Source organism: Vibrio sp. Y10_XG_PY6 (genome assembly GCF_024181795.1).
Taxonomy (GTDB): Bacteria; Pseudomonadota; Gammaproteobacteria; order Enterobacterales; family Vibrionaceae; genus Vibrio; species Vibrio diabolicus.
In genome coordinates, this window is record NZ_JAMZAQ010000002.1 from 1,480,390 (window position 1) to 1,493,014 (window position 12,625).

At 44.7% G+C, this 12,625-nt stretch carries 15 protein-coding genes; 7 read left to right on the plus strand and 8 right to left on the minus strand.

Translation table 11 applies throughout. The features are described from left to right. Position 1 precedes the first annotated feature (1 nt). A complete protein-coding gene (locus NL644_RS15125) occupies positions 2-460 on the minus strand; it encodes a PACE efflux transporter (RefSeq protein ID WP_005390910.1) in 459 nt (152 codons plus the stop codon). 89 nt (positions 461-549) lie between these two features. Between NL644_RS15125 and NL644_RS15130 the strand changes: the two genes are divergently transcribed. Genes NL644_RS15130 through NL644_RS15140 form a run of 3 tightly spaced genes read left to right on the plus strand, consistent with a single transcriptional unit; the run spans position 550 to position 2,921 of the window. Further along, a complete protein-coding gene (locus NL644_RS15130; protein ID WP_170902173.1) occupies positions 550-1,428 on the plus strand; it encodes a LysR family transcriptional regulator in 879 nt (292 codons plus the stop codon). A 30-nt stretch (positions 1,429-1,458) separates the two neighbouring features. Continuing rightward, positions 1,459-2,286 carry an NAD-dependent epimerase/dehydratase family protein gene (locus tag NL644_RS15135; protein WP_109168487.1) on the plus strand — a complete coding sequence of 276 codons (828 nt, stop codon included), beginning with the start codon at positions 1,459-1,461 and terminating at the stop codon, positions 2,284-2,286. Further along, positions 2,283-2,921, plus strand: coding sequence for a YdcF family protein (locus tag NL644_RS15140; RefSeq protein ID WP_114322488.1), 639 nt, complete (start codon positions 2,283-2,285; stop codon positions 2,919-2,921). The genes NL644_RS15135 and NL644_RS15140 overlap by 4 nt, the downstream gene beginning before the upstream one ends. A gap of 61 nt (positions 2,922-2,982) precedes the next feature. Here the strand turns inward: NL644_RS15140 and NL644_RS15145 are convergent, their stop codons facing one another. Both NL644_RS15145 and cysS read right to left on the minus strand, forming a co-directional pair. After that, positions 2,983-3,561: a thymidine kinase gene (locus tag NL644_RS15145; protein WP_005378154.1), complete on the minus strand. Its 579-nt coding sequence runs from the start codon at positions 3,559-3,561 to the stop codon at positions 2,983-2,985. An 87-nt stretch (positions 3,562-3,648) separates the two neighbouring features. Beyond that, positions 3,649-5,031: a cysteine--tRNA ligase gene (gene cysS, locus NL644_RS15150; RefSeq protein ID WP_005390902.1), complete on the minus strand. Its 1,383-nt coding sequence runs from the start codon at positions 5,029-5,031 to the stop codon at positions 3,649-3,651. A 203-nt stretch (positions 5,032-5,234) separates the two neighbouring features. Here cysS and NL644_RS15155 point away from each other — a divergent pair, with 203 nt between their 5' ends. The 4 genes from NL644_RS15155 (at position 5,235) to NL644_RS15170 (ending at position 8,436) form a co-directional block, all read left to right on the plus strand. After that, complete coding sequence (locus NL644_RS15155; protein WP_005390900.1) at positions 5,235-5,729, plus strand: peptidylprolyl isomerase; 495 nt, start codon at positions 5,235-5,237, stop codon at positions 5,727-5,729. Between the two features lie 60 nt (positions 5,730-5,789). After that, on the plus strand, positions 5,790-6,527 hold the full coding sequence (gene lpxH, locus NL644_RS15160; RefSeq protein ID WP_253658588.1) for a UDP-2,3-diacylglucosamine diphosphatase: 738 nt from the start codon (positions 5,790-5,792) through the stop codon (positions 6,525-6,527). A 98-nt stretch (positions 6,528-6,625) separates the two neighbouring features. Next, positions 6,626-7,840, plus strand: a complete 1,215-nt coding sequence (locus NL644_RS15165; protein WP_005378158.1) for an EAL and HDOD domain-containing protein — start codon at positions 6,626-6,628, stop codon at positions 7,838-7,840. An 80-nt stretch (positions 7,841-7,920) separates the two neighbouring features. Then, positions 7,921-8,436, plus strand: coding sequence for a YchJ family protein (locus NL644_RS15170; RefSeq protein ID WP_152812411.1), 516 nt, complete (start codon positions 7,921-7,923; stop codon positions 8,434-8,436). Positions 8,437-8,720: 284 nt separating this feature from the next. Here the strand turns inward: NL644_RS15170 and hisIE are convergent, their stop codons facing one another. From hisIE to hisB, 5 genes are read right to left on the minus strand one after another with little or no spacing between them, the layout of a single operon-like run. Next, positions 8,721-9,356 (minus strand): bifunctional phosphoribosyl-AMP cyclohydrolase/phosphoribosyl-ATP diphosphatase HisIE, encoded by a 636-nt coding sequence (gene hisIE / locus NL644_RS15175; RefSeq protein WP_046874779.1) that lies wholly within the window; start codon positions 9,354-9,356, stop codon positions 8,721-8,723. Then, positions 9,353-10,126: an imidazole glycerol phosphate synthase subunit HisF gene (gene hisF / locus NL644_RS15180; RefSeq protein WP_253658589.1), complete on the minus strand. Its 774-nt coding sequence runs from the start codon at positions 10,124-10,126 to the stop codon at positions 9,353-9,355. Before hisF ends, hisIE begins: the two co-directional genes overlap by 4 nt. Beyond that, a complete protein-coding gene (gene hisA / locus NL644_RS15185; protein WP_069686996.1) occupies positions 10,108-10,845 on the minus strand; it encodes a 1-(5-phosphoribosyl)-5-[(5-phosphoribosylamino)methylideneamino]imidazole-4-carboxamide isomerase in 738 nt (245 codons plus the stop codon). Before hisA ends, hisF begins: the two co-directional genes overlap by 19 nt. Before the next feature lie 12 nt (positions 10,846-10,857). After that, on the minus strand, positions 10,858-11,472 hold the full coding sequence (hisH, locus tag NL644_RS15190) for an imidazole glycerol phosphate synthase subunit HisH (RefSeq protein ID WP_006743042.1): 615 nt from the start codon (positions 11,470-11,472) through the stop codon (positions 10,858-10,860). A 26-nt stretch (positions 11,473-11,498) separates the two neighbouring features. Then, complete coding sequence (gene hisB, locus NL644_RS15195; protein WP_253658590.1) at positions 11,499-12,572, minus strand: bifunctional histidinol-phosphatase/imidazoleglycerol-phosphate dehydratase HisB; 1,074 nt, start codon at positions 12,570-12,572, stop codon at positions 11,499-11,501. Positions 12,573-12,625: the final 53 nt, after the last annotated feature.

Below are 12,625 nucleotides of genomic sequence, written 5' to 3' on the forward strand. Positions count from 1 at the left end.
TTTATTGGTCCCTGCATTTTGTTCCTGCCGAAACCTGCGGTGCTAATCGTTTTTTCATTTTGCTAAATGGCTGAACCTTGTCGTACAACCAATTAAAGCCTGTGGCATAAAATAGGAAGAACACTAGGAAGCCAGCTTCCAACACCAGAGCTTGGAGAAGCGTAATTTCTAAGAACCAAGCAATGACGGGTATAGAGATAAAGATCAACCCTCCCTCGAATCCAATTGTATGCCCAAAACGCATCGCTAAACTTCGCTCAGTTCGATTGCTGCCAAACCACTTATCAAAGTACAAGTTGTAGATGTAATTCCACACGACGGTATACATGCTCAACCCAATCCCAACTAACGCGAGATCACTCGATCCCTTTCCGGTGATCAATGAAGCCGCTGGCACAATGATCGCGAGTGCGATTAACTCAAAAAGTACTGCATGAAAAATTCGTTCGTTACGAGTCATATTTCTCTGTCCAAATAGTTCTACTCAATGCTTAGAATTTTATCTATTATTCAGATAACAAAAAGTTAGATACCATCGGCAAAAGCGATATGTTTACCATCGAACAACTGCAAGCTTTCATTGCTACATCAGAAACCGGATCATTTTCAGGCGCGGCAAGAAAACTGGGGCGAGCTCAATCCGTAGTCAGCCAACACATCATAAATATGGAGGTCGACTGTGGTGTTGATCTATTTGATCGCTCTGGTCGATATCCGAAATTAACCGAGAGTGGCCTCGCGCTCATACCTTATGCACAAGCGGCAATCAGCCAACTCGACCGATTGAACAACAGAGCATCACAGCTTTTTTCAACACCAACTAATAAATTAGTTTTAGCCATTGATGAAGGGATTCCTCTGACTCGCTTGCCCGACGTGCTAAAAAATTTAGAGCAACGCTTTCCACACTTGCAAGTTGAATGCTTAACAGCTTCAAGTCCGGATATCATTGAATTGGTCAAATCGGAGCGCGCCACTACTGGGATTATTTTGAGTGACTTACAAATGCCAAGACATATCGATTTCACTAATCTTGGTAACATTGCGTTCGATGTCTATGTCTCTTCAACACACGCTCTGGCACAACAACGCGTCACTCACATTGATCAACTCAAACAACATCGTCAACTGGTCATACGCTCCAAAAACGCAGAGCCATGTGGTCTCAATCAAGCATTCAGCCCGGATATCTGGTACGCTGATAACTACTATATTTTGTTGGAATTAGCGAATAAAGGGTTTGGTTGGTGCTTTCTTCCGGAGCATTTAGTCGCGTATTCACCGAACACACTGACAAGAGTTGGGGATGATTTCACAAAGCTGGCTTGGCAAGTCAATGTTGACCTTATTCAACATCAGAAATGGCATTCAGATCCCCTCCATCAACAAGCCAAAGCAGAGCTGCTCAATCTATTCGAGCAGACATAAATAAGTAAGTAAGTAAGTAGGAAGACCCAAATGGCAAATACATTGATCGTAGGTGCAGGCTGGCTCGGAACTCCGCTAGCAGAAACTTTGATGAAAGACGGACACCACGTTGTCGTTACTCGTCGTAACCAAGCTCGGTTAAACGAGTTACCCGCTTCATTAACTCACTCCGCATTATTCGATTTTAATCAACTTAACGCGGCGAAACGGCTAGATGAGTTGCTTAAGCAACATCAAATTACTCACGTTGTCGGTGCTTTTCCCCCTGGTTTTCGTAAAGGACGCGGACAAGAATACGCCCAACAATGGCAAATGCTCGCAAACGCAGCAAAGCAAAACAACGTTGAAAAGCTCGTTATGATTAGCTCTACAACGGTGTATCCCAACCTAGCTTCTGATATGGAAGAAGCAGATGCGTCACTCTCTTTAGCAGCCGACAGCCCTTATTTCTCTGACAATGCACGTATTATGCTGCAAGCCGAGCAGCATGTTATCGACTCTAATATTAGCTTCGTCATTATGCGTTGTAGCGGGCTAATGGGGCCAGACAGGCACCCTTCTCGCTTTGCAATGAGACTAAAACAAGTCAGTCGTAAAGCGCCTGCTAATATGCTTCATCAAGACGATGCAGTATCGGCGGTCAAATTTGCTTTAGATAATTTAAGCAACCAAGTTATTAACGTGACCACACCGCATACCGTCAGCAAGGCGGAGTTCTACCAAGCCGCTATAAATAAGAGCGAAAGTGAGATACCTCTTCCACCAGTCACAGAACAAACAGATAAACGCATTCTCGCAGACAAACTACTCTCACTTGGCTATCAATTTCATTTCAACTCAACTTTGGACGCGCTATGAAACTCTATCGACACATAGAAACACTTTGGGATTACATGCAACTCAAACATGAGCTGAAACCCGCAGACTGTTTATTTGTGATGTGCAGTAACGATGTGCGTGTAGCAGAGCATGCAGCAAATCTGTACCACCAAAAGTTAGCGCCTTTGATTGTATTTTCAGGGGGAGAAGGTCGTTTTACCGATGGACTGTTTGAAAAAAGCGAAGCGGAAACTTTTGCCGAGATTGCCAAGATGTCAGGTGTGCCAAGTGAAGCAATTTTGCTCGAAACTGAATCCACCAACAGTGGCGAAAACGTTCGCTTTACTGAGCAACGATTGAAAGAAGAAGGAAAACATTGCTCATCGTTTATTCTGGTGCAAAAACCATTTATGGAACGCAGAGCCATAGCGACATTTGAAAAACAGTGGCAGTCACCCTACTCCCAGCTCCAGGTAAGCTCTACGGCTCATCCGTTTTTTGAATATATTAATGAAGACATGCCATTAATGATGGTACTAGAGGCACTAATGGAAGATTTCTCTCGCGTAAAAAGCTATCCAGAGAAAGGATTTCAAACCGAGCAGAACATCCCTCAGCAAATCGAATCGTCTTACCAGGTTTTGCTAGAGAGATTTGGTTTTGACTTAGTCTAAGCCCTTTCTAGCAGACAACAAAAAGCCACCGATTACGGTGGCTTTTCTGTATTAATACGGATTATTTACCGAGTGCTTCTTTGTAATGCTGACGGCACACGGAGACATATTTGTCGTTACCGCCGATCGCAACTTGATCGCCCTCTTTAATCGCCACGCCATGTTCATCGGTACGAATAACCATATTCGCTTTGCGACCGCAGTGGCAGATCGTTTTGAGCTCAACCAACTTGTCTGCCCAAGATAACAGGTACTTACTGCCTTCAAAAAGTTCGCCTAGAAAATCGGTGCGAAGGCCGTAACACAATACTGGAATATGTAGTTTATCAACAACTTCAGTAAGTTGGTAAACCTGCTCTTTCGACAAGAACTGACACTCATCAACAAGAATACAGTGACGTTTCTCAACCTCATTCAGAGCTGCGATCTCTTGATATAAATTGGTATCCTGACGAAACAAATGTGCGTCAGATTGAAGACCAATACGAGAGCTCACTTTACCGACACCAAAGCGATCATCTAGTGCCGCCGTAAAAATAACTGGCGTCATGCCGCGTTCTTGATAGTTGAAAGAGGATTGAAGAAGCGTTGTTGATTTACCCGCATTCATTGCTGAGTAATAGAAATACATCTGAGCCACAGAGCATTACCTAAAGTTAAAGTTTTAATTTATGGAAATGGAAAATAAAAGGGCTGAATTATCAGCCCTTTAAAATTGAAAATTCAATTACTTACGACGCCACGTTGTGCCTTCTGGACCATCTTCCAGAACAATGCCCATTTCGGTTAGCTTGTCACGAGCCATATCTGCATTCGCCCAATCTTTCGCAGCGCGAGAGTCGTTACGCAGCTTGATAAGAGCTTCGATTTCAGCCACTTCATCATCGTTACCTGCATCACCTTTTAGAAAGGCTTCTGGATCTTGGTGAAGAATACCGATCACATCTGCTAGTTCACGCATTAGCGCACCTAGCTCGCTCGCTTTCTCTAGGTTTTCTGTTTTCAGACGGTTAACTTCGCGCGCCATGTCGAACAGAACTGAGTACGCTTCTGGCGTATTGAAGTCATCGTTCATCGCTGCTGTAAAGCGAGATACATACTCTTCACCACCAGCAGGAGCAGCATTTAGATCCAAACCACGTAGAGAAGTGTATAGACGCTCAAGCGAAGCGCGTGCTTGGTTTAGGTTCTCTTCGCTGTAGTTTAACTGGCTACGGTAGTGACCAGACATAAGGAAGTAACGAACCGTTTCTGCATCGTAGTGACCAAGTACGTCACGGATAGTAAAGAAGTTGCCTAGAGACTTAGACATCTTCTCGCGATCTACCATCACCATGCCACTGTGCATCCAAGTATTTACGTACTTAGTGTCGTGTGCACAGCATGATTGCGCGATTTCGTTTTCGTGGTGTGGGAACTGAAGATCAGAGCCGCCACCGTGAATATCAAAGTGATCACCTAGGATTGAAGAGTTCATAGCAGAACATTCAATGTGCCAGCCTGGACGACCAGGGCCCCATGGTGATTCCCACGTAGGTTCACCTGGTTTAGACATCTTCCAAAGAACGAAGTCTAGTGGGCTGCGTTTGGCTGTTTCGACATCAACGCGCGCGCCCGCTTGCAGCTGATCCAAATCTTGTTTAGACAGTTTGCCGTATTCGTCAAACTTGCGAACCTCAAACATTACATCGCCATTATCCGCAACGTAAGCAAAGCCACGTTCAATCAGTTTTTGAACAAGTTCGATGATTTCTGGAATAAACTGGGTTGCACGAGGCTCAATATCAGGACGCTTCATGTTTAATGCGTCGAAGTCTGCGTGCATTTCACCGATCAAGCGCTCGGTCAGTGAGTCACAAGACTCGCCATTTTCAGCCGCACGTTTAATGATCTTATCATCGATGTCTGTGATGTTGCGTACAAACGTTAGATCGTAACCTAGGTAACGAAGGTAACGTGATACCACGTCAAAGGAGACAAAAGTGCGACCGTGACCGATGTGACAGAGATCGTAGATGGTAACTCCACAGACATACATGCCGACTTTGCCAGCTGTAATTGGTTTGAATTCCTCTTTCTGTCTTGTGAGTGTGTTATATATCTTTAACATGATCTCTATCTATGATTGTGAATGAATAAAAGAAGGTCGAGTATATCAACTCCGACTTGGTTAGGTAATAGCAATTAACCGATAAAACGATAATCGGCTAAACTTCAAGCACAAAACGAAGAATTTCCTCTTCCTGAGTTTTTAAAGCACTAGAACTTAGGCTAGAATCTCGGGCTCAACACAACACAGTAAAGGAAAGTAGCATGATCACCCTTCACACTAATTTTGGTGACATCAAGATTCAACTAAACGAAGAGAAAGCGCCAGAGACTAGCGCAAACTTCCTTCAGTACTGCCGCGATGGCTTTTACGACAACACTCTTTTCCACCGTGTTATTGACGGTTTCATGATCCAAGGTGGTGGCATGGAACCTGGTCTACGTGAAAAAGCATCACGTGCACCTATCAAGAACGAAGCAAACAACGGCCTAAGCAACAAAGTGGGTACACTTGCTATGGCGCGTACTATGGAACCGCATTCAGCAAGCTCTCAATTCTTTATCAACGTAAACAACAACACATTCCTAGATTTCCGTAGCGAAAGTCTAGATGGTTGGGGTTACTGTGTATTCGGTGAAGTTGTAGAAGGCATGGACATCGTAAATAAGATCAAAGGCGTTAGCACTGGTTCTTACGGCATGCACCAAGACGTGCCTCTAGAGGACGTAGTAATCACTGGTACAACAATTGAAGAATAATTCGTAAGAATTATTTCTAAGAGATAAGTTAATGGGGAGGCATCGCTTCCCCTTATTTCTATGACAACATTATTTATTTCCGATCTTCACCTCACCCCATCGCGTCCGGATATTACGGAATGTTTTGTGACGTTCATGCGAACAGAAGCAACGAAAGCCGATGCACTTTATGTATTAGGCGATCTGTTCGAGTTTTGGGTTGGAGACGATGACAAAACTCCTTTTGCCAATCAAATCCGTACAGAGTTCCAGAAACTAACAAAGACTGGCGTTCCTGTTTATTTCATTCAGGGCAATCGCGACTTCCTATTGGGAAAGCGCTTCTGTAAAGAGACAGGCATTACATTATTGGATGAAGTTAGCCTCATAGACCTTTATGGTACTAAAGCGGTTATTCTCCACGGTGACACCCTGTGTACTGACGACATTGATTATCAAAAATTCCGTAAGACTGTTCATCAACCTTGGTTGCAATGGCTGTTTAATCACATTCCTTGGTTTATTAAGAAGAAAATTGTCTCAAAAGTTCAATCCGATATTCGTGATGATAAAATGAGCAAGTCTTTAGACATCATGGACGTCAATCAAAATGAAGTCGAGAAAGTGATGTCTCAGAATTGCGTCAACTTAATGATTCATGGTCACACTCATCGCCCGAATACACATTTTTTTGACGTCGATGGCGTTAAAAAGACCCGGATAGTTTTAGGGGATTGGTATACGCAAGGCTCAGTTTTACAAGTAAATTCTGATGGCTTTGACCTACAAACGAGACCATTCATACAGAATTTGCGTTAAGCATGTAGAGCGTGTAGAAGATTCACGCTCAAGTCGTAGATATTTTGTAAAAAATCGCTATTATCATAATACTAAGTTAAACAGAACGAAGTACCTAATTGAAGTATTCTTACGTAGCTCGCCAACCGATTCTGGATAGAGAAAAACGAACCATAGGTTACGAACTTCTCTTTCGAGACGGTCCTAAAAATACCTTCCCTGAAGTAGAACCAGAGCTGGCTACTAGTCGACTGCTATCCGATCATTTTTTGTCGACGCATTACAACACATTAGGGAACAAACTTGGCTTTGTTAACTTTCCGCATCAAAGCTTGGTGAATCTGGTCCCAACTCTGTTTCCCAAAGAGTCTCTCGTCATTGAAGTCCTTGAAGATTGTGAACCGACAGAAGAGTTGCTAGAAGCCATCAAGCACCTTCATGAATGCGGATACAAAATTGCTTTAGATGATTTTGTGCCGACGAAGGCTTGGAAACGTTTTCTTCCATACGTTTCCATGATCAAGTTTGACATTCGACTCGTACCGATTAAGAAAGCCGCTATTTTTATTCAGGCATTAAGCCCATTTAAAATCGACTTTCTTGCGGAAAAAGTAGAGACCTACGAAGAGTTTGAGCAAGCTTTAGAAGCCGGCTTTAACTATTTTCAAGGGTATTTTTTTAGCAAACCTGAGATGATCCAGAAAAAACGGTTGAACCCCGCGTTTCTTACAGTCATCCAGCTTTGTAAAGAGATTGCAGATAAGCCCATCGACTTCAATGAGGTTGAACGTCTGTTTTCGATTGATGTGACGCTGTCATACAAGCTGCTTACTTACGTAAATTCAGGATATACATTAACGACTAAGATTAAGTCGTTCAGACAAGCGCTTATTTATCTGGGTGAAGAGCGACTACGACGCTTTATTTCCTTAGTTGCCATTGCGTCCGTTCAAGAAGATAAACCAGATTCTCTTTACTCCTTGGCGATTCAGCGTGCAAGAATGTGTGAACTGTTACTTAGTCAAATGAACACTAGGTATGACCCTGGGCAGGCTTTTTTGACAGGCATGTTTTCTTTACTCGGATCTTTGCTCGATCAACCGCTCTCGGATGTCATTGAAGATATCCCCGTTGACGAAGATATAAAACTCGCATTAACCAGTCGAAAAGGCGTACTTGGTCACTTACTTTCAATGACGATCGCCTACGAACAAGCAGACTGGGAATTAGCTGAGCGGTATTGCACCGTTCTTAAATTAACCGAGCCTCAATTAGCAGACGCTTTTAATCAATCTACCGAGTGGGCTCAAGAACTGCTGTCTCAAACGCCCTAAATCGCTATAATGCCTCACCTCCAGCCTCGCAATTGTGAGGTTGTTTGTTTTTCCCGCTTAATTAATCGAGATTTCATTTTATGGCTTCTTCTTGTCCTTGCGGCTCTAACCGCTCCTACCAACAGTGTTGTGAAATTGCCCACAATAACCATGCTGACGTTACCACTCCGGAGCAGTTAATGCGCTCTCGTTACAGTGCGCATGTGTTAGGTCTAGTAGATTACGTGGTGAACACGTACCACCCAAGCTGTAATGCAGAAGAACAACGAGAAGGCATTGCCCAATCTATCGACAGCGATTGGTGCAAACTTGAAGTATTAAAAACAGAAGCTGGCAGTAATGACAATGAAGGCTTTGTCGAGTTTAGCGCTTATTTTGATGAAGACGGCAAACGCTACTGTATGACAGAGCGTTCTCGCTTCGTAAAAGAAAATGGGCTTTGGTACTACATTGACGGCACATTTCCTGAAGAAGAGCCAGAAGAAGAACCAGAACAGGATCCACGCTTGAGCCAGCCAGTGAATAGCCTAAAGCTAGGTCGTAACGATCCGTGTATCTGCGGAAGCGGTAAGAAGTTTAAGAAGTGTTGTGGGTAAAGGCATCCACGCTTAGCTTATTGAGCTCGCTTTAATGAGATTCCTGATCTCACCTAAGCTCGTCGGAATAACGTGAATATGTACTTTCGTTTGAAATAGATAACGCGACTTCAAATACCATTAGAAAATATACCGTCATTCTGAACAGCGAGGGACGAGCGTGATTCAGAATCTAATCGCCACCAGCACTGTTGCCGGTTTTTACCCCCCGAATCAAGAACACTAAATTAAAAAAAGCCCCTAGACTCGAGAGCATAGGGGCTTTCACTTATCTATAAGCAAGTTTACTTATGACGTTCTTTCAACTTGTTCACTACGTCATTCATCGATAAGCCTTGGTCTTGAAGCAATACCATTAGGTGGTAAATCAAATCTGCTGACTCACACACTAACTCCGCCTTATCGCCCGACGTCGCCGCAAGCGCGACTTCAACGCCTTCTTCGCCCACTTTTTGCGAAATACGCTTGGTGCCACGGGCATAAAGACTGGCAGTATAAGAGGAATCTGGGTCGGCACTCTTGCGGGCAGCCAATAGCTGCTCAAGTTGATGAAGCCACACCATTTGTGACTCCTCTTGCGGATCTCCATCCCAACAAGTTGTTGTTCCAGTATGGCAAGTCGGACCAATGGGATTCACTTTTACCAATAGCGTATCGTTGTCGCAATCTAGCTGCATGTTCACTAGTTGCAATACGTTGCCGGAGGTCTCACCCTTCGTCCAAAGACGCTGCTTGGTACGAGAGAAAAACGTCACTTGACCCGTTTCACCCGTTTTTGCCAACGCATCTTGGTTCATGTAACCCATCATCAGCACTTGGCTTGATTGAAAATCTTGTACGATGGCAGGTACCAGACCATCCACCTTTTCCCAGTTGATTCGCTCAGCTAGCGAACTTACTTCGGCGGCTTTTACACTCATAGTCGTACCTCAATGCCTTGTTGTTTCAAATACTGCTTTAATTCACCAATGTTGATGACTTGTTTGTGGAATACCGATGCGGCAAGCGCGCCATCCACATTGGCTTTTTGGTATGCTTCCGCAAAGTGCTCCATAGCACCCGCGCCACCCGATGCAATCAGCGGTACATTACATACTTCGCGCACCATATTCAGTTGTTCGATGTCGTAGCCGTTACGCACACCGTCTTGGTTCATCATGTTCACTACGATTTCACCAGCGCCGCGTTTTTGTACTTCTTGCACCCAATCACGCGTTTCCCATTGGGTCGCTTTGGTGCGTTCTTCATCACCAGTAAACTGGTAAACCTGATACTTGCCCGTCTCTTTGTCGTAGTATGAATCGATACCAACGACGATACATTGCACACCAAACTTATCAGCAAGGTCAGTAATCAACTGAGGGTTCGCCAAGGCAGGAGAGTTAATAGATACCTTATCTGCACCGAACTCAAGAATGCGCGCCGCGTCCTCTGCTGATTTAATGCCACCAGCTACACAGAACGGAATATCAATCACTTCTGCAACGCGAGCGACCCAACTTTTATCAACGACACGCCCATCACTTGAAGCGGTAATATCGTAGAACACAAGCTCGTCAGCGCCTTCTTCAGCATAACGCTGCGCAAGAGGAACGATGTCACCAATGATTTCGTGGTTGCGGAACTGGACGCCCTTCACCACTTGTCCATCACGAACATCAAGACATGGAATTATTCGCTTTGCCAACATGCAAATGCCTCCTCTGCTGTGAACTTACCATCTAACAATGCACGACCAACAATCACACCAGCCACACCGCTGCCTTTTAGCGCTTCGATATCCGCTAATGAGCCGATGCCACCTGAAGACTGGAACTGCACTTGTGGGTACTGTTTACATAGGTCGATGTAAAGCTCAACGTTTGAGCCTTCTAGCGTACCGTCACGAGAAATGTCCGTGCAAAGCACATGCTGTAGACCTACCGTCAGATAATCGTTGACCAAAGCTTCGATAGTCACGCCTGAATCTTCTTGCCAACCAGAGATCGCCACTTTACGCGTGCCGTCTTGATCGATGTTGATGTCTAGCGCGAGAACGATTTTCTCTGCGCCGTATTTTTCCATCCAACCTTTCACAAGCTCTGGCTGTTTTACTGCTGTAGAGCCAACGACAACACGCTGAGCACCGGCTTCTAACAGATCAATCACGTCTTGCTCTGTACGCACACCACCACCGATTTGGATGTTCGCTGGCGTGCTTGCTAGTAGCTTTGCAATCAAATCAAGCTGGCGTGCTGTCGTGTCTTTCGCGCCAGTTAAATCCACCAAGTGCAGCCAGTTAGCACCGGCTTGGTGGTACAAGTTGAACTGCTCTGCTGGGTCGACTTTGTACTCGGTTACTTGGCCGTAATCACCTTGATAAAGGCGAACCACCTGTCCTTCAATTAAATCAAGAGCTGGAATAATCACACTAAATCCCTTTTATAATTCTAAGAAGTTTTGAATAAGCTTCGCGCCCGCTTTTGAAGAACGCTCTGGGTGGAATTGCACACCATAATAGTTACCGCTTTGAACCGCAGCAGTGAATGGATTTCCGTAATCACATTCAGCAATGGTGTAGTCTCCAACTGGCATCGCAAAGCTGTGCACAAAATAGAAGTACTCACCCTCTTCAATGCCTTTGAACAACGGATTGCCTGCTTTTGCAGAAACGGTATTCCAACCCATGTGCGGCAGCGGCAAGTCTCCAGTTTGTAGCAGCTTCACTTCGCCATCACAAAGTCCGAGACATTCAACTAACTCGTCGGCTTTCTGGCCTTTTTCTTGAGACACTTTGCCCAACAGCTGCATGCCTAAACAGATACCTAATAGCGGCTTTTCTACCTGTTTTACCAAGCTGATAAGGTCACGCTCTTCTAGGTTCTTCATCGCTTCACTGGCGGTTCCCACGCCCGGTAGAAATAGCTTATCTGCCGACAATACAACTTGTGGATCTTTTGAAATAGTCACGTCATAGCCTAGGCGTTCAATAGCAAACTTCACCGAAGAGACGTTGGCACAGCCAGTATCGATAATGACAACTTTCTGTTCTGTCACTGTTTTTCTCCTTGCTAAGGTTAGCCTTAAAGTACGCCTTTACTACTCGGTAGCTCAGTGCCTTCTACTTTGATTGCTTGGCGTAACGTTCGACCAAACGCTTTGAACAGGCTCTCAATGATGTGGTGATCATTATCGCCAGCAGAAGAAAGGTGCAGCGTACACGCTAGGGTGTCAGTCAGAGAGCGGAAGAAGTGAACCACCATCTCTGTTGAAAGGTCACCTACTTGCTCACGGCTAAACTGCGCGTCAAACTTAAGGTAAGGACGACCAGATAGGTCCAGTGCACATTGTGCCAAGCACTCATCCATTGGCAGGCTAAAACCAAAGCGACCAATACCACGTTTGTCACCCAGTGCTTCTTTCAACGCTTGACCTAACGCAAGAGCCGTATCTTCTACTGTGTGGTGATCATCAATGTGCAGGTCACCTTCCACTTTGCACACCATTTGGAATCCACCGTGCGTCGCAATTTGATCCAGCATGTGGTCAAAGAAGCCAAGACCTGTAGAGATGTCATTGCCGCCTTGCTCATCAAGATTAACCGAAACTTTGATGTCCGTTTCTTTCGTGGTGCGAACCACTTCAGCTACGCGCGCCTTCACCGTCAGATCTTTTAGGATCTGTTTCCAACCCATGGTTTCTGGGTTGTATTGAATGCCACGAATTGCCATGTTTTCTGCAAGTTGAAGATCGGTTTGACGATCGCCAATCACGACAGAGTTTTGGAAATCAACTTTGCCACCTTGGAGGTACTCTTTTACCAAGCCCAATTTAGGCTTACGGCAAGAGCAGTTATCTTCATCGAAGTGAGGACAAATCAGCACGTCATCAAACTTCACACCTTGAGACTCAAAGATCTCCATCATCATGTTGTGCGGTGCATCAAAATCTTCTTGTGGGTAGCTGTCAGTACCCAAACCATCTTGGTTAGTGACCATCACTAGACGGTATCCCGCATCCTGCAACGACAACAGGCTTGGGATAACAAATGGCTCTAGTTTTAGCTTATCTAAACGGTCTACTTGAAAATCAACTGGCGGCTCAACAATTAAGGTGCCATCTCGGTCGATAAATAGGATTTTTTGTTGCTTGCTCACTCGAACTTCCTTATTACTAATCTTGTTTCGTTCTCGGCATAAACCGAGAACGT